Origin of the sequence: uncultured Brevundimonas sp., from assembly GCF_963977465.1 — a bacterium.
Lineage (GTDB): Bacteria > Pseudomonadota > Alphaproteobacteria > Caulobacterales > Caulobacteraceae > Brevundimonas.
Window position 1 is genome coordinate 129,209 of the sequence record NZ_CAXBOQ010000007.1, and the last position, 15,204, is coordinate 144,412.

Sequence of the window (15,204 nt, forward strand, 5' to 3'; positions counted from 1 at the left end):
CATATAGGGCACCATCCTGTCTCAGTCAGGGAAACCATCATGATCCGCACCGTCCTTCTCGCCTCCGCCTGCCTCGTCCTGTCAGCCCCCGATGCGCTGGCCCAAACCCATGGGGCCGGCCACTCTGCGGCGGTTCCGGCCGAACACGGCCACCACCACGCTGATTTCGAGTCCGGACGGTTCCATGTGCGCGTCGATGGCGCTGGACCGGACGTGATCCTGATCCCGGGCCTGAGCTCCTCGCCGGAGGTCTGGCAGGGCACGGTCGATGCCCTCGGCGGCCACTACCGGGTCCACCGCCTGCATATCCAGGGCTTCGCCGGGGCTGCGGCAGAGGACAATGCCGAGGGGCCGGTCTCGGCCCCGGTCGCCGAGGAGCTGGCCCGCTACATTCGCGAACAGGGACTGGAGCGGCCCGCTGTGATCGGCCATTCGATGGGCGGAACCATCGCCATGATGCTGGCCGCGCGCCATCCGGAGCTGGTCGGCAAGCTGATGGTCGTGGACATGGTCCCCTTCATGGGGGCGATGTTCGGCGCACCCGGGGCCACCCCGGAGTCCGTGACCCCGGTTGCCGACCAGATCTATGCCAGCATGGCCAATGGTCCTGAAGACGCCTACCGGGCGCAGCTGGAATCGACGGTCAACGGCATGATCATGACCGAGAGCCAGCGTGCCGGCCCACTGGCGGACAGCAACGCCTCCGACCGCAAGGTCTCGGCCGCCGCCTTCCGCGAGCTGATCGTCACCGACCTGGGCCCGGAACTGGGCCGGATCACCGCCCCGACCGAGGTGTTGTACGTCAAGTTCAACGATCCCCGGATGACGCCCGAGATCGTCGACGGCATCTATGCCGTCGCCTTCACCGGTCTGCCGGGGGCCACGCTGAAGCGGATCGACGACAGCGGCCATTTCATCATGCTGGACCAGCCCGAACGCTTCGCCGCCGCGGTTGAAGCCTTCCTGCAATAGGCCGCCGCGGATAGCCGGGCTCCGAACCTTCGGGGTCCGGCTGATCTGCATCACCCCCGGGCGACGCGGTCACCCCGCTGAACCCGCTCGCCCGGTTCGCCCCACAAGTGAACGCAATTTTAGAATGATCGCCGCCAAGGTCATGGTTTCGGCGGATTGCCCCGTCACCGTCAGCTGACGGACGCGGGGGCGTTTGCGTGTTGCGTCGAATGGTCTAGGACCGAACGGCGGCTGGCGAGAGGGTGTTCATGGCGGGTCCAGGATCTGGGCGTCGGTTCGGGTTCGGTCCCGGCAAGGGTGGTGGCGCGGGGCGCACGCCGCTGCAACGCCTGTTGTACTGGGGTATGGTGCTGGCCATCTGGGGAGCCATCTTCCTGCTGGTCTTCTTCGCCGTGTTCGCGCGCGATCTGCCCGACACCTCGACCCTGTACGACATCGACCGCCAGCCCTCGATCACCTATCTGGATCGCAACGGGGCCCTGATCGCGGTGCGCGGCACCCAGCAGGCCCCGCCGGCCGATCTCGAGGCCCTGCCTGACTATGTTCCGGCTGCCTTCGTCGCCATTGAGGACCGCCGCTTCTACATGCACCCGGGTTTCGATCCGATCGGCATGTCGCGGGCCATGGCCGCCAACATGCGCGCCGGGCGCGTGGTCCAGGGCGGCTCGACCCTGACCCAGCAGCTGGCCAAGAACCTGTTCCTGACGCCGGACCAGAACCTGAAGCGCAAGGTCCAGGAACTGATGCTGGCCGTCTGGCTGGAGCTGAAATTCAGCAAGAAAGAGATTCTCGCCCTCTATCTGAACCGCGTCTATTTCGGTGCCGGGGCCTATGGCATCGAAGCCGCCTCCCAACGCTATTTCGACAAGAGCGCAACGAAGCTGACGGTCGGCGAGGCCGCCCTTCTGGCGGGTCTGCTGAAGGCCCCGTCGCGGTATTCGCCGGTGTCCGAAGGCGAACGCGCCGCCGCCCGCGCCACTGTGGTGCTCAACGAGATGGAGAGCACCGGGGTCATCACCCCCGAACAACGCGCCGCCGCGGTGCTGGAGCCTGTCCGCGTGTCGCGTACCCTGGCGACCCAGCATGCCCAGTATTTCATCGACTGGCTCGACAAACAAATCCGCGGCCTGGTCGGTGAACCGACCGAGGACATGATCGTCGAAACCACGCTGGACCTGACGCTGCAGACCGCGGCCGAACGCAATGTGCGACGCATCCTCAACCGCGACGCCTCGCGCGGAGTCGAGCAGGCCGCGCTCGTCGCCCTCGACGGTGACGGCCGGGTTCGGGCCATGATCGGCGGGGCCTCCTATGCCGACAGCCAGTTTAACCGGGCCGTCGACGCCCGTCGTCAGGCCGGTTCGGCATGGAAGCCGTTTGTCTATCTGGCGGCGATGGAGGCCGGCTACACGCCCGAGTCCCGCGTCGTCGACGAAGCCGTGCGCATCGGCAATTGGTCGCCTCGCAACTATTCCGGCCGATTCATCGGCGAGACGACGGTGGCCAACGCCGTGGCCCAGTCGACCAATACGATCGCTGCGGGCATCGCCGACCAGATCGGCCGGGACAATGTGGCCCGGGTCGCCCACCGGCTGGGCATCACCACCCGGATCGGCCTGGAACCGGCCATGGCGCTGGGCGCGGTCGAGGTCTCGCCGATCGAAATGGCCCAGGCGTTCGACGCCTTCGCCAACGGCGGCCAGCGCGCCACCGCCTATGGCATCAGCCGCATTCGCACCCCCCAGGGTCGGGTCATCTATCAGCGCGCGGCCCGCGAGGGTCGGGCCCTGCAGGTGATCAACAATCCGCCGCTCTACTATATGAACCAGATGCTGCGCGGCGTGGTCACCGGCGGCACCGGTCGCTCGGCCGCCATCGCCGGACAGGACATCGCCGGCAAGACCGGCACCACCTCGGACTACAAGGACGCGTGGTTCGTCGGCTACACCGGCGGCTTCGTCACCGCCGTCTGGGTCGGCAAGGACGACGCCACCCCGATGCGCGGCGTCACCGGCGGCGCGGCTCCGGCTGCCATCTGGAAAGGCTTTATGGAGGCGGCCCTGCCGCGCCTGAACGTGATGCCCATCCCCAACGGTCCGCCGATGCCTGAAGGCTGGCAGGCGACCAATCCGGTGCAGGACCTGATCAGTTCGGTCGGTGACCTGTTCGGCGACGACCTGCCGATGACCGCCGAAACACCGGCACCGATCGAGGCCCCGGCGCGTCCGGCCCCGACCCAGCCGGTGGTGCGCCCGACCGCGCCCCAGCCGGCCCAGCGTCGCGACGAGCCCCCGGCCCAACGCCCCGAACCGACCCCGCCACCGGAACGCAAGGCCGAGCCGCTGTTCTTCTAGGGGTCGACCGGCCCCGGTCGGATCAGAAGCCTTCCAGCACCAGCTTGCCGCGCGCCTTGCCGGTTTCGAGTGCGGCATGAGCCCGTTTCAGATTGGCGGCGTTGATCGTCCCCAGGGTCTCGGTCGCGGTCGAGCGGATCTCGCCGGCGTCGACCAGGTCGGCGACCGCATTCAGAATCTCGCCCTGACGGCCGATATCCACCGTGTTGAACAGCGAGCGGGTGAACATCAGCTCCCAGTGCACCGACAGCGACTTGGCCTTGAACGGCATGATGTCGAAGCTCTCGGGATCGTCGATCAGGCCGAACCGGCCCTGCGGCGCAATTAGCTCCGTAATCTGGCCGACGTAAAAGTCGGTGCGATTGGTCGAGAAGACGAAGCCCGGCTGACCGATGCCCAGGGTCTCGATCTGCGGCGGCAGGGGCTGGCTGTGGTCGATCACATGATGGGCCCCCAGCTCGCGCACCCAGGCCTGGGTCTCGGGTCGCGAGGCGGTGGCGATCACGGTCAGGTCGGTCAGGGCCCGCAGCAGCTGGATGGCGATCGAACCGACGCCGCCGGAGCCGCCGATGATCAGGATGGCCGGGGTCGCGCCGGGAACCGGCTCGGTCACGCGCAGGCGGTCGAACAGCATCTCGTGGGCGGTCAGGCTGGTCAGCGGCAGGGCGGCGGCCGCGGCGGCCGACACAGAGGCCGGTTTGCGCCCGACGATACGCTCGTCGACCAGATGGAATTCGGCATTGGTGCCGGGGCGGTTGATGGCGCCGGCGTACCAGACCACGTCGCCCGGCTTGAAGGTGGTGGCCTGGTCACCCACCGCGACGACCTCGCCGACCGCGTCCCAGCCCAGCACCGCCGGGGTGTCGCCCTCGGCCGGGCGGCCGATGCGGACTTTGTAGTCGACCGGATTGACCGAGACGGCCTGGATGCGGACCAGAAGATCGTGACCGGTCGGGACCGGGGTCTCCATCTCGAAATCGATCAGGGCGTCATCGCGGTCGAGCGGACCGGGGCTTCTGTAGCCGACGGCTTTCATGGTGGTGTCCTTGTCTGAAGTTTGGGTCGGCGCTGTCGCCAGGAGATCAGGAATTGGAGCGGGCGGCGGTGAGACAGGTCTCGATCGCGCCGACGACGGCCGCGACCTTGAGCGGGTCCAGCGCGTCACGATGGGGGTCGGCGAAGCGACCGGAGTCATTGTCGAAATACTGGCCGGAGGCGGTGGCGAATTCGTCGCTCAGAGCCGCCCTCACCAGAATGTCGGCACCGATGCCGATATCCTTGCCGGGGATGCCATAGCCCTCGCGCACCATCTTGCTGGCCAGCAGCGAGCCAGGATTGACGGCGACGACGACCGGACCATCCGCTCCGAGGGACTGGGCCAGATGCTGCGTCCACATGGTCAGGGCCAGCTTGCTCTGGGCATAGGCAGCCCCGGGATCCAGCGTCGCCCCGCCGGTCAGGGCCGCGATATCGACGGGGGCCTGGGCCGCCGACGACAGGTTGACGATCCGTCCGTCGGGACCCAGCAACCGCAGCAGCCGTTGCGTCAGTCGGTACGGGGCCAGGGTGTTGACCACGAAGCGCACGTCCATCCCGTCCGCCGTCAGCGGGTCCGGCGTCCTGAACACACCGGCATTGTTGATCAGCACATCCAGTCGCGGGTGCCGTGCGGTCACGGCGTCGGCCAGGGCGTCAACCTCGTCGAGACGCGCCAGGTCGGCGAGAAAGCTCTCGACCCGTCCGGCACCCGGCAGGGCGGCGAGGGTCGCCTCAACGGTGGCCAGCTTGGTCGCGCTGCGGCCGTGCAGCAGGACGGTGTGACCGGCCGCCGCCAGCAGCCGGGCCGTCTCCAGGCCGATGCCGTCGGTCGCGCCGGTGATCAGGATCGTCTTGGCCATTGAAGGACTCCTCGGTTCAGGGGCTGCCACACCTTTGACAGCCCGTGTCAGCACAGGCATATGTCCGGACAGGGTGATTGGCGCAAGTACGCACCATTCCTGCCTATAGGTACGCAATGGATACCACTAACCTGGATACGACCGGCACGCGCTTCGAACGCTATGACTGCAGCGACGGCTGCCCGGTCGAGGCGGCACTGGAGCAGATCTCCGGCAAGTGGAAGGGGCTGATCCTGTATCACCTGCTGGACGGGACCCTGCGCTTCAACGAACTGGCGCGGCGGCTGGGCGGCGTGACCCAGCGCAGCCTGACCAAACAGCTGCGTGAACTGGAAACCGACGGCATCGTGCATCGCGAGGTCTTCGCCGTGGTGCCGCCGCGGGTCGAATACAGCCTGACCGACAAGGGCCGGCGTCTACGCACGGTGATGGAAGCTCTGCGCGACTGGGGCACTCAGTATCCGAAACAGGCCGAGGCCCAGCCTTAACGGCCGACCGCGTGCAGGGTCGCGCCATGGTCGCGCAGCCAGCGCCGGTGCGGTGACGGGTCGCCGATCAGGTCATGCACCACCGCCCAATAGGCCGGGCTGTGGTTGGCGTGGACCAGATGGGCCACCTCATGGGCCGCCAGATAGTCGAGCACCGCCGGCGGGGCCATCACCACGCGCCAGGAATAGCGGATGGTGCGGTTGTGCGGGCTGCATGAGCCCCAGCGCGAGCGGCCGTCCGCGATCGAGACCTGGACCGGCTTCTGACCCAGGGCGCGCAGATGGATGTCAGTGCGGGCGATCAGGGCCTTGCGGGCCTCACGCTTCAGCAGGTTCTGGACGCGGCGGGAAAAGGCCTCGCCCTCACCGCCGGAGATGATGATCGGGCCGGTCGCGTCGGTCGACAGGCGGGCCGCCCCGGCCCCGCCCCCGGCCACCAGCCGCATCTGATTCCCCGACAGGGACACCGTGCCGCCCGGCTGCAGCGGCAGGCCGGCGGGACGGGCGGTCAGCCGTTCGAGGATCCAGTCGTTGCGGGTGCGGGCAAAGGCCACGGCATCGGCCAGACGACGCTCGCTGGGAGCCACGGCCACGGCTTCCCCGGCCCGCGCGTCGATGCGGATCGAGATGCGCCGGGCACGGGAATTGACCGACAGGCGCAGCGCCAGGCCCTCGCCGTCAAGCGGCAGTCTTTGCCCGTTCCGGTACTGCACAGAGGGTCTCGTTGGCGCTGATGAAGTCGCGCACCCGGGGATAGATCTCGTCCCGGAAGCGGCGACCGTTGAACACACCATAGTGGCCGACGTCCGGTTGAACATAGAGGACACGGCGATCGTCGGCGATATTCGGGGTCAGGCCATGCGCCGCCTGCGTCTGGCCGACGCCGGAGATGTCGTCCTTCTCGCCCTCGACCGTCATCAGGCCGATATCGGTGATCTTGGTCAGGTCGACCTTGCGGCCGCGATGCTCCAGCAGGCCACGCGGCAGCAGATGCTGCTGGAAGACGATGTCGATGGTCTGGAGATAGAATTCCTCGGTCAGGTCCAGCACCGACAGGTATTCGTCGTAGAATTCCTCGTGCCGGGTGGTCTCGTCGCCGTCGCCGTTGACCAGATGTGAGAAATACTGGCGGTGGGCGTCGACGTGCTTGTCCTCGTTCATCGACATGAAGCTGAACAGCTGGACGAAGCCCGGATAGACGCGCCGGCCAAAGCCCGGATAGGGCCAGGGCACGGTGTGGACCATGTTCGACTTGAACCAGGCGAAGGGCTTGGCCTCGGCCAGTTGGTTGGTCACCGTCGGCGACAGGCGGGCGTCGATCGGCGAGCCCATGAAGGTCATTGAGGCGGGCCGGTTGGGGTCATTGTCCTCGGCCATCATGGCGCAGGCGGCCAGCACCGGCGGTCCGGGCTGGCAGACGCCAACGACGTGGGCACGCGGGCCGATCACAGCCAGCATCTCGCGGACGTGGTCGATGTAGTCGAAGAAGTCGAACCGGCCTTCCAGCATCGGCACCTGCCGCGCATTCACCCAGTCGGTCACATAGACGTCGTGGTCCTGCAGGAAGCCCTCGACCGTGCCGCGCAACAGGGTGGCATAGTGGCCGGACAGCGGGGCGACAATCAGCACCGCCGGGGCGGCGGCGGGCTTGCCGGCCCGTTTGACGTCACCGATGTGGCGGGCGAACCGAACCAGCCGGCACCAGGGCGACGACCAGACCACCTGTTCGGTGGTGCGGACCTTGTGGTCGTCGATCGTGATGGTCTCCAGCCCCCAGGCCGGCTTGCCGTAGCGGCGCGTCAGGCCCTCGAACAGCTCGGCCGAAGCGAAGGCGGTACGGCCGACAGCTGTGTCCGAAGCCGGGTTGAGCGGCGAATTCCAGAACTGCCGGGCCATCTGGGCCCCGATCCGGAACGGTGAGGCCGAGTGATAGGCGAGCTCGTGGAGGGAATAGAGCATGAAATCCTGGGGTCGACTCCGCGACGCATGCGGCACTGCACCATACAACGCATGGCGCTGCAAAAGGGTTATCAAATTTCGCGTGATCCCCGGAGCCCCGGCACGAAGGAGCGGATCCCATTGAACCGGCCGGCGGGATGAGGGCACCTCTATGGCAACGGAGGGACACCGGGACGATGATCCGGACCAGGGCACAGCTGTTTGACGACTATCTGGTGGCGGCCGCACGCACCGGCGACCGCAAGGCCTTCGGCCTGCTGGCCCGGCGCTGGCAGGGGCAGTTGCTGGCCCATGCCTGGCGACTGACCGGCGACGTCGAACTGGCCCGCGAGGCGGCCCAGGACGGCTGGATCGAGATCGTGCGCAGTCTGGGCCGGTTGCGCGACGAGCAGGCCTTCGCCGCCTGGGCCTATCAGATCGTGTCACGCCGCTGTGCCCGACGGATCGGCCAGCGACAGCGCGGGCGGGCCCTGGTCGCGGCCGTGACCGTCGAGACCGTTCCGGACACCGGGGCGGGCGACGGCAGCGACACCGTCGCCACCCCGGCCCTGTCCCGGGCCCTGGCGGCCCTGCCCCCGGAACAGCGCGCCGCTGTCGCCCTGTTCCACCTTGAGGATCTGAGCATCGCCGAGACGGCGATCGCCCTGAACGTGCCGGCGGGCACGGTAAAGACCCGCCTCATGCATGCCCGACGCAAACTGCGCGCGGCACTGGAAGGAGACCTGTGATGCAGGATATCGACCGGATGATCGACGAGGCCCTCGAGGGCGAGAATCAGACCCTGTTCCGCGAGACCGCGCGCGAGCCCGGCTATTTCAACCAGGCGCTCGGCATCTTCGGCGGCAGCATGGGCTGGGTCAATGCCGTGCTGATGGTGACCCAGACCGTGATGTTCGTGGCGGGAGCGTGGGCCGGCTGGCGCTTTTTCCAGGCCGACGACACCCTGTCGGCCCTGCACTGGGGCCTGCCCGCCGCCGTGCTGGTGCTGGTGGCCACCGTGCTGAAGACCGCGCTGCTGCCCGCCATCCAGGCCAACCGGGTGATGCGCGAGCTGAAGCGGCTCGAGCTTCAGATCGCCCTGACCCGCGGCAGCTGAGCGACCAGGGCTAGCCCCGGTCCATCGCCCGCCGGATGACCTCGGCCGATCGCTCGGGGCTGAGGTCGCCGGCCAGGGCACTGCGGAATTTGCCGTCGGGGCCCATCAGATAGACGGTCAGGGAGTGGTCCATCGTATAGCCCTCACCCTCACCGGCCTTCTGGTAATAGGCGCGGTAGGCGTCGGCCGCCGCCCGGATCTGGGCTGGGCTGCCGGTCAGGCCGATAACGCCCTCGGGAAAGCCGTCGCTGGACAGATAGTCCTTCAGCACCGCCGGGGTATCGCGCGCCGGATCGACGCTGATGAAGACGATCTGCAGATTGTCGGCCCGGTCGCCCAGTTGTGCCTTGGTCGCGTTCAGCGCCGCCAGGGTGGTGGGGCAGTAGTCCGGGCACCAGGTGAAGCCGAAAAAGACCAGGGTCCATTTGCCGTCCAGCATCGTCTGGTCGACAGAACGGCCGTTCTGGTCGACCAGGGTGAACGGGCCGCCGACGCTGGGCTGACCGGTCGAGGTCACGGGCTGGCTGCCCGAGGCGGCGCTGTCGCGGCCACTGACCACGACCATGGTGGTGATAGCCAGCACGACGGCGGCGACGAGGACGAGGCCACCGAACAGCAGGACAGAACGACGGGGCATCCGGACTCCTAGGGAATTCACCCACTTCGGGTTCGGTCCGTCTATAGAAGAGGGGTGAGCTCGACCCAAGACCCTGCATCGTCGCACGCGACCAGCCGTTTCGCCGGCTGGCGCAACCTGTCGCGGCGCAGCCGTGGCCTGTCGCTGCGGACCCTGGTCATCCTGCGCTGGCTGGCCATCGCGGGCCAGAGCGCCACCATTCTGGTGGCCACCGCCTTCCTGCATTTCGACCTGCCCCTGTGGCCGTGCCTGGCGGTGATCGGGGCCAGCGTGGCCATGAACCTGTGGGCCACGTCCCGGCTGAAGCCGACCGACGGCCGCTTCAGCGACGGCAGCGCCACCGCCGCCCATCTGGGCTTCGACATTCTGCAGCTGACCGCCCTGCTGGCCCTGACCGGCGGGCTGGAGAACCCGTTCTGCCTGCTGCTGGTGGCCCCGGTGACGGTCTCAGCCGCCTCCCTGCCGGCGCGCCAGGCCATTTTGCTGGGCCTGCTGGTGCTGCTGGCGACGATCGGCCTGTTCTTCTGGGCCCTGCCCCTGCCGTGGGAGGCCGGGACCGAGCTGAGCCTGCCGCCCCTCTATCGTCTCGGCACCGCCCTGGCCCTGATCACCGGCGTGGTCTTCACCGCCACCTATGCCTGGCGGGTCGCCACCGAGGCCGAGAAGCTGGAACTGGCCCTGGCCACGACCCAGGATGTGCTGCAGCGCGAACAGCGACTGGCCGCGCTCGGCGGGCTGGCGGCGGCGGCGGCGCATGAACTGGGTACGCCGCTGGCCACCATCCAGGTGGTGGCGCGTGAACTGCTGCGGGCCTCGCCCCCCGACGGGGACGCGGCCGAGGATGCGGCCCTGATCGTGCAACAGGCCGAGCGCTGCCGCGGCATTCTGACGAAGTTGTCGCAACAGCCCGAGGCGGGCGATGCCCTGTATGCCGACGTCGGGCTGGACGCCCTGCTGGAAGAGGTGGTCGAGCCCCACCGCGGCTTTGATCTGGCCTTCACCGTCGCGGTGCAAACCCTGCCGGGCGAACCCGCGCCCCAGGTCCAGCGCATGCCCGAGGTCATTCACGGCCTGTCGGCCCTGGTCGAGAACGCCGCCGATTTCGCCAACCACCGGGTACGGGTCCAGGCCCGGGTCGAGGTGGACACGATCACCATCGAGGTGGTCGACGACGGCCCTGGCTTTGCCGGCGAGATCCTGCCACGTCTGGGCGAGCCCTATGTGACCAGCCGCCCCCAGGGCAAGGCGCGCCAGGCCCTGGCCGCCCAGATCGCCGCCGCCGCCCGCCCGGCCCTGCCGGGTCGCAAGGGCCGCAAGGGCAAGAAGGTCGTGCCGGCCCCCGAAATCTCACCCAGCCAGGGCGGCATGGGCCTGGGCTTTTTCATCGCCCGGACTCTGCTGGAGCGGACGGGCGGCACGGTCACCGTCGGCACCGGTGACGGCGAAAAGGGTCAGCCCAAGGGGGCCAGGGTCACCATTCGCTGGCCGCGCCCGGCGCTGGAAATGCCGGCCGGTTCACGCGACACCTTGACCACAGGCGCGCCACGCCCAAGTTGATCCTAGGAGAACACTGATGCCCAACCTCGAAGCCCGGATCGCCGCCGCCCCCGACAAGACGTTGTTGTTGCTGGATGACGACCAGGCCCTGCGGACCCGGATGGGCCGGGCGCTGGAGAGCCGCGGCTTCATCGTCACCACCGCCGCCTCGGTGGCCGAGGCTCGCGAGGCGCTGCGAAGCTCGGTCCCGGCCTTCGCGGTGCTGGACATGCGGCTGGACGACGGCAACGGATTGAAGATCGTCGAGGCCATCCGCGAACAGCGCGAGGACGCCCGCATCGTCATGCTGACCGGCTACGGGGCCATCGCCACGGCCGTGGCCGCGGTCAAGGCCGGGGCCGTCGACTATCTGCAGAAGCCCGCCGACGCCGACGATGTGGTCAAGGCCCTGATGGCCGCCGGCGAGACGGCCGAACCGCCGGACAATCCGATGAGCGCCGACCGGGTGCGCTGGGAGCATATCCAGCGCGTTTATGAACTGTGCGAACACAATGTCTCGGAGACCGCCCGCCGCCTCGGCATGCACCGCCGGACCCTGCAGCGGATTTTGGCGAAGCGGGCACCGCGCTGAACGCTGACGCGTTCAGCTTGCTCTTCATGAGGCCTATCGCGCTTCGCGCTACTTGAGGCCCGCTGACTGGAGGGCAGCCTCTTCCCGCAACGTCCGCAGCGCCCCCAGCCGGGCGAAAGCGATGGTCAGGGCCTTGCGGCGGGCCGGGGCCAGGGGACTCGACGGGGCCTCACGTACCACCGCCCCGCCGAAGCCGTCGGCAACGATCAGGCCGGGTTCATCCGGCAGGACGCCCTCGGGAAACTCAGGCGTCACGGCGAAGAAGAAGGCGTCGCAGAACGGGCCGTATTCGCCCCATTTACGGTCAACGCGATAGTCGTCCAGCCCCGACTTGACCTCACAGATGATGATGTCGCCGCGCCGGCCCAGGGCCATGACGTCAGCACGCCGCCCATTGGGCAGGCCGACCTCCAGCAGCGGCGCATAGCCCATGTGGCGCAACAGCCGCGCCGCCCCGCGCGTCACCGCCAGGGTGGTCTCGGGGCGGCTGAAGACGAGGTCGATTTCAAGCAGGGCGGCGGCCATCAACCCACTATGTTCGCCTTGCGTTCACGGGGCAAGGGTGCGCCTCAGCGACCGGTATGCACCGCATTGGCCGTGTTGAAGCCGAGGGCCGCGGCGCGCGCCACGATCCGGTTGCGGCTCGCCTCGGAGGGGGACTGACTGCGGTTCCAGATCCACCAGCCCGACTTGTCGGGCAGGCCCATGATCACCCAGCTGTAGTCGGGCGCATGGTCCCAGACCCAGTAGTTCTGTCCCGCCAGGCCGCCGAAGCTGAGCAGGCCGGTCAGGGTGAAACGGAATTTGGCATTGGTGGCCGTGTCGGTCACCCGGGCATTGGCGCGCAGGGTCTCGACCCCGCCGTCGGCGCGGCGGGTGCAGGTGACCAGCAGACCATAGCGATCGGCGCGCGACTGGGCCGTAAAATCGATCTGGGCCCGGCGGCAGTCCTTCTGCACGTCGTTGGGATTGCGGGCGATCTCGAACCAGCGGCCGTCGAACCGGTCCAGATCGACGTCGCGCGACTGGGCCGCGGCCGGGCCGGCGGTCAGGGCCAGCGCGGCCGCCACGGCGGGCATCACAAGGGCGAAGGTCGTGGCACGGGTTGAGGACATGCGGGGCTCCTGGGGCTTGGGTCCCGACAGATACGGCCGGGACCGGCTTTCGGTTGCCTCAGCCCTTAGCGAGGATGCGCCGACGGTTGTCGCGCCATTCGTCGCGGGTCTGGCCCCACAGGTCGATCGCGGCCTCCTCGAACGGGGCCGGCAGCTGGCCCGGCCCGCGATTGCGCGATCCCAACCGCTCGGCCAGACGGATCGAGGGCCCGTTGTCCGGGGCGATACAGTGGATCACATCGCTCCAGCCCAGATGGTCGAAGGCATAGTCCACGGCCGCGGCGGCGGCCTCCAGCGCATAACCGTGACCAGCGGCATCGCGGTGCAGGCTCCAGCCGACCTCGGTGCCGGGCCAGCCGTGCGGCTGCCACGGACCGATGCGGCCGATCCAGCGACCGCTGGACTTCTCGATCACCGAGAACATCGCCACGCCGGTCAGGGTCCAGGCCCCGGCCATGGCCATCATCGACCGCCACACCTGGGACGGGGCCTGGACGCCGCCGATGAAGCGCGCCGTGTCCTCGTCGGCCATGAAGTCGCACCAGCGCTCGAAGTCGGCCTCGGCCGTCGGGCGCAGGATCAGCCGGGTGGTTTCGAGGGTCGGGCCGGGGGCAGAGCTGGTCACAGCGGAAACTCCTGTTCGAGGGTGTAGTGGCTGCCGCTGTCCGACAGGACGCTGGACCACAGGCCAAAGCGGTCGATGCGGATCGGCGGCGAATGCAGCAGATTATGATCCGCCATCCAGGCCGCGATCCGCGCCGGGTCGGCGTGCGGCTTCAGATAGGCCAGGGTGACGTGCGGCCGGTAGGCGCGGTGCTCCATCGTGATACCGGCGCGCTGGGCCGCCGCGCGGCAGCGACCGGCCAGTGCGGTCAGCCGTTCGCTCGGTTCGACCCCGGCCCACAGGGTCTGGCGACGATGCACCTCGCCGAAGGCCCCGACCCCCTTCAGGGTGATCTCGAACGGCCCGCCGCTGGCCGCCCGGCCCAGTTCGGCGACCAGATCGTCAGCCCGCCGTTCATCGATGTCACCATAGAAGGCCAGGGTCACATGCAGGGCCTCGACCGGCCGCCAGCGCGCGCCGGGCAGGCCGGCCTGTCGCCGCGCCAGGGTCTCGGCGACATCGAACGGGATCGGCAGGGCGGCGAACAGACGGATCATTCGCCTTTGGTAGCGATCATCCGTCGCGGTCGGAAGCCCGGAATCTCTTGCATCTGAGGGTCACGATGCCGATATTCCTGCCAACGCCGGAGGTTTGACCCGGCCCCGATTTGGAGACGGTTCGCGATGAGCGATTTCAGAGGCGGTTTTTCGAGAGCCGCACCCGCAACGGCCGACATGGCCATCGACACCGGCCTGCGCAGCTTCATGCTGGGCGTCTACAACAAGCTGGCGCTCGGCCTCGTGGTGGCCGGGGTGCTGGCCTACATCACCGGTAATGTGCCCGAGGTGCAGGCCCTCCTGTTCCAGCGGGCCGCTGACGGCCGCATCGGCCTGACCATGCTGGGCATGATCGTGCAGTTCTCGCCGCTGGTGATGCTGTTCGGGTCGATGTTCTTCATGAAGAACCCGACCGCCGGCGGGGTGAACCTGCTGTACTGGGCCGTGGTCTCCACCATCGGCGCGGGCATGGGTGTGCTGTTCCTGATCTATACGGGCACCTCGATCGCCACGACCTTCTTCGTCACCGCGGCGGCCTTTGGCGGGCTCAGCCTGTTCGGCTACACGACCAAGAAGGACATGTCCGGCATGGGCACCTTCCTGATCATGGGCGTGATCGGTCTGGTCATCGCCATGGTGGTCAACATGTTCCTGCAGTCCGGCGTGATGGCCCTGGTCATCTCCGGGCTGGGCGTGCTGATCTTCTCGGGCCTGATCGCCTATGACACCCAGCGCCTGAAGATGACCTACTACCAGCTGGGCGGGAACGAAGCGGCGATGGGTGTGGCCACCGGCTACGGGGCCCTCAGCCTGTTCATCAATTTCGTCAACCTGTTCCAGTTCCTGCTGATGTTCATGGGCGGCAGCCGCAACTAGCTCGATGCAGAGCGACAGATGAAACGAGGTCCCGGTGGAAACGCCGGGGCCCTTTTTCTATTTGACGACGGCGAAGCGGCGGCTGTCGAAGACGCGCAGCACCTGGGCCAGGTCACGCCCGCGCTTCAGCACCAGACCGCCCTCGCCGATCACGGCCCACTGACCCTGTTTCAGGCGCAGGGCCGGGCGTTTCTCAATGCGGCAGGCGGGGGCGTCGCCCGAGCGACGGAAGGCGGCGAACTCGGCCACGTCGCCATGGCCGACCATCGCATAGTCGCGCCACTCGCCGGCGGCGACCATCCGGCCATAGACCCGCAGGATCAGGTCCAGCTCGGGCCGGTCGAAGAAGACGGGGGCGGTGCCGGAGGCCCGGCTGCCGCCACTGGCGGACTCATCGTTCATCGCCCACCAGATTAGGTGGCCGGGCCGGAAACACCAGCCCGGGACCACCTAACTGCACCGCTTTCGGTGACAAATTCGCACCCGACACGAAATCGCCCCCTTTCGGTCCAGCGCGCGC

General features: G+C 68.2%; 18 protein-coding genes. 8 read left to right on the forward strand and 10 right to left on the reverse strand.

Annotated elements, in window-relative coordinates; genetic code table 11:
- The first annotated feature begins 39 nt into the window (after positions 1–39).
- Positions 40–972: an alpha/beta hydrolase gene (locus AAC067_RS14755; RefSeq protein ID WP_339933612.1), complete on the forward strand. Its 933-nt coding sequence runs from the start codon at positions 40–42 to the stop codon at positions 970–972.
- Between the two features lie 248 nt (positions 973–1,220).
- Positions 1,221–3,326 (forward strand): PBP1A family penicillin-binding protein, encoded by a 2,106-nt coding sequence (locus AAC067_RS14760; protein ID WP_339933613.1) that lies wholly within the window; start codon positions 1,221–1,223, stop codon positions 3,324–3,326.
- A gap of 22 nt (positions 3,327–3,348) precedes the next feature.
- On the opposite strand, the gene AAC067_RS14765 is transcribed toward AAC067_RS14760, so the two are convergent.
- Positions 3,349–4,362, reverse strand: a complete 1,014-nt coding sequence (locus AAC067_RS14765) for a zinc-binding alcohol dehydrogenase family protein (RefSeq protein WP_339933614.1) — start codon at positions 4,360–4,362, stop codon at positions 3,349–3,351.
- A 46-nt stretch (positions 4,363–4,408) separates the two neighbouring features.
- On the reverse strand, positions 4,409–5,224 hold the full coding sequence (locus AAC067_RS14770; protein ID WP_339933615.1) for an SDR family NAD(P)-dependent oxidoreductase: 816 nt from the start codon (positions 5,222–5,224) through the stop codon (positions 4,409–4,411).
- A 116-nt stretch (positions 5,225–5,340) separates the two neighbouring features.
- On the opposite strand from AAC067_RS14770, the gene AAC067_RS14775 reads away from it, so the two are divergent.
- Positions 5,341–5,712: a helix-turn-helix domain-containing protein gene (locus AAC067_RS14775; protein ID WP_339933616.1), complete on the forward strand. Its 372-nt coding sequence runs from the start codon at positions 5,341–5,343 to the stop codon at positions 5,710–5,712.
- Here the strand turns inward: AAC067_RS14775 and AAC067_RS14780 are convergent.
- Both AAC067_RS14780 and phaZ read right to left on the reverse strand, forming a co-directional pair.
- The gene (locus AAC067_RS14780) at positions 5,709–6,425 is read right to left on the reverse strand and encodes a SprT family zinc-dependent metalloprotease (RefSeq protein ID WP_339933617.1); all 717 of its coding nucleotides are present in this window, start codon (positions 6,423–6,425) and stop codon (positions 5,709–5,711) included. The two genes, AAC067_RS14775 and AAC067_RS14780, sit on opposite strands and share 4 nt — an antisense overlap.
- Positions 6,391–7,671, reverse strand: a complete 1,281-nt coding sequence (phaZ, locus tag AAC067_RS14785) for a polyhydroxyalkanoate depolymerase (protein ID WP_339933618.1) — start codon at positions 7,669–7,671, stop codon at positions 6,391–6,393. The genes AAC067_RS14780 and phaZ overlap by 35 nt, the downstream gene beginning before the upstream one ends.
- 176 nt (positions 7,672–7,847) lie before the next feature.
- Here phaZ and AAC067_RS14790 point away from each other — a divergent pair, with 176 nt between their 5' ends.
- Complete coding sequence (locus tag AAC067_RS14790) at positions 7,848–8,399, forward strand: RNA polymerase sigma factor (protein ID WP_339933619.1); 552 nt, start codon at positions 7,848–7,850, stop codon at positions 8,397–8,399.
- Entirely contained in the window at positions 8,399–8,767 is a 369-nt protein-coding gene (locus tag AAC067_RS14795; protein ID WP_339933620.1) for a DUF6768 family protein, read from the forward strand. Before AAC067_RS14790 ends, AAC067_RS14795 begins: the two co-directional genes overlap by 1 nt.
- Positions 8,768–8,777: 10 nt before the next feature.
- On the opposite strand, the gene AAC067_RS14800 is transcribed toward AAC067_RS14795, so the two are convergent.
- Positions 8,778–9,404: an SCO family protein gene (locus AAC067_RS14800; protein ID WP_339933621.1), complete on the reverse strand. Its 627-nt coding sequence runs from the start codon at positions 9,402–9,404 to the stop codon at positions 8,778–8,780.
- Between the two features lie 54 nt (positions 9,405–9,458).
- Between AAC067_RS14800 and AAC067_RS14805 the strand changes: the two genes are divergently transcribed.
- Together AAC067_RS14805 and AAC067_RS14810 are read left to right on the forward strand one after the other, a co-directional pair.
- Positions 9,459–10,961: an ActS/PrrB/RegB family redox-sensitive histidine kinase gene (locus tag AAC067_RS14805; RefSeq protein WP_339933622.1), complete on the forward strand. Its 1,503-nt coding sequence runs from the start codon at positions 9,459–9,461 to the stop codon at positions 10,959–10,961.
- Positions 10,962–10,977: 16 nt separating this feature from the next.
- Complete coding sequence (locus AAC067_RS14810; RefSeq protein WP_339933623.1) at positions 10,978–11,532, forward strand: ActR/PrrA/RegA family redox response regulator transcription factor; 555 nt, start codon at positions 10,978–10,980, stop codon at positions 11,530–11,532.
- 48 nt (positions 11,533–11,580) lie between these two features.
- Here the strand turns inward: AAC067_RS14810 and mmcB are convergent, their stop codons facing one another.
- From mmcB to thpR, 4 genes are read right to left on the reverse strand one after another with little or no spacing between them, the layout of a single operon-like run.
- A complete protein-coding gene (gene mmcB, locus AAC067_RS14815; RefSeq protein WP_339933624.1) occupies positions 11,581–12,057 on the reverse strand; it encodes a DNA repair putative endonuclease MmcB in 477 nt (158 codons plus the stop codon).
- Positions 12,058–12,101: 44 nt separating this feature from the next.
- The gene (locus AAC067_RS14820) at positions 12,102–12,647 is read right to left on the reverse strand and encodes a lipocalin family protein (protein ID WP_339933625.1); all 546 of its coding nucleotides are present in this window, start codon (positions 12,645–12,647) and stop codon (positions 12,102–12,104) included.
- A 58-nt stretch (positions 12,648–12,705) separates the two neighbouring features.
- On the reverse strand, positions 12,706–13,272 hold the full coding sequence (locus AAC067_RS14825; RefSeq protein ID WP_339933626.1) for a GNAT family N-acetyltransferase: 567 nt from the start codon (positions 13,270–13,272) through the stop codon (positions 12,706–12,708).
- Positions 13,269–13,808 carry an RNA 2',3'-cyclic phosphodiesterase gene (gene thpR / locus AAC067_RS14830; protein WP_339933627.1) on the reverse strand — a complete coding sequence of 180 codons (540 nt, stop codon included), beginning with the start codon at positions 13,806–13,808 and terminating at the stop codon, positions 13,269–13,271. The genes AAC067_RS14825 and thpR overlap by 4 nt, the downstream gene beginning before the upstream one ends.
- Positions 13,809–13,934: 126 nt before the next feature.
- On the opposite strand from thpR, the gene AAC067_RS14835 reads away from it, so the two are divergent.
- Positions 13,935–14,684: a Bax inhibitor-1/YccA family protein gene (locus AAC067_RS14835; protein WP_339933628.1), complete on the forward strand. Its 750-nt coding sequence runs from the start codon at positions 13,935–13,937 to the stop codon at positions 14,682–14,684.
- A 57-nt stretch (positions 14,685–14,741) separates the two neighbouring features.
- Here the strand turns inward: AAC067_RS14835 and AAC067_RS14840 are convergent, their stop codons facing one another.
- Positions 14,742–15,086, reverse strand: coding sequence for a DUF2794 domain-containing protein (locus tag AAC067_RS14840; RefSeq protein ID WP_339933629.1), 345 nt, complete (start codon positions 15,084–15,086; stop codon positions 14,742–14,744).
- Positions 15,087–15,204: the final 118 nt, after the last annotated feature.

What these genes read in the sequence shown, in the direction of transcription:
- AAC067_RS14755 (WP_339933612.1), top strand. Translation starts at nt 40, where the DNA reads ATGATCCGCACCGTCCTTCTCGCCTCCGCCTGCCTCGTCCTGTCAGCC.
- AAC067_RS14760 (WP_339933613.1), top strand. Translation starts at nt 1,221, where the DNA reads ATGGCGGGTCCAGGATCTGGGCGTCGGTTCGGGTTCGGTCCCGGCAAG.
- AAC067_RS14765 (WP_339933614.1), bottom strand. Translation starts at nt 4,362, where the DNA reads ATGAAAGCCGTCGGCTACAGAAGCCCCGGTCCGCTCGACCGCGATGAC.
- AAC067_RS14770 (WP_339933615.1), bottom strand. Translation starts at nt 5,224, where the DNA reads ATGGCCAAGACGATCCTGATCACCGGCGCGACCGACGGCATCGGCCTG.
- AAC067_RS14775 (WP_339933616.1), top strand. Translation starts at nt 5,341, where the DNA reads ATGGATACCACTAACCTGGATACGACCGGCACGCGCTTCGAACGCTAT.
- phaZ (WP_339933618.1), bottom strand. Translation starts at nt 7,671, where the DNA reads ATGCTCTATTCCCTCCACGAGCTCGCCTATCACTCGGCCTCACCGTTC.
- AAC067_RS14790 (WP_339933619.1), top strand. Translation starts at nt 7,848, where the DNA reads ATGATCCGGACCAGGGCACAGCTGTTTGACGACTATCTGGTGGCGGCC.
- AAC067_RS14795 (WP_339933620.1), top strand. Translation starts at nt 8,399, where the DNA reads ATGCAGGATATCGACCGGATGATCGACGAGGCCCTCGAGGGCGAGAAT.
- AAC067_RS14800 (WP_339933621.1), bottom strand. Translation starts at nt 9,404, where the DNA reads ATGCCCCGTCGTTCTGTCCTGCTGTTCGGTGGCCTCGTCCTCGTCGCC.
- AAC067_RS14810 (WP_339933623.1), top strand. Translation starts at nt 10,978, where the DNA reads ATGCCCAACCTCGAAGCCCGGATCGCCGCCGCCCCCGACAAGACGTTG.
- mmcB (WP_339933624.1), bottom strand. Translation starts at nt 12,057, where the DNA reads ATGGCCGCCGCCCTGCTTGAAATCGACCTCGTCTTCAGCCGCCCCGAG.
- AAC067_RS14820 (WP_339933625.1), bottom strand. Translation starts at nt 12,647, where the DNA reads ATGTCCTCAACCCGTGCCACGACCTTCGCCCTTGTGATGCCCGCCGTG.
- thpR (WP_339933627.1), bottom strand. Translation starts at nt 13,808, where the DNA reads ATGATCCGTCTGTTCGCCGCCCTGCCGATCCCGTTCGATGTCGCCGAG.
- AAC067_RS14835 (WP_339933628.1), top strand. Translation starts at nt 13,935, where the DNA reads ATGAGCGATTTCAGAGGCGGTTTTTCGAGAGCCGCACCCGCAACGGCC.
- AAC067_RS14840 (WP_339933629.1), bottom strand. Translation starts at nt 15,086, where the DNA reads ATGAACGATGAGTCCGCCAGTGGCGGCAGCCGGGCCTCCGGCACCGCC.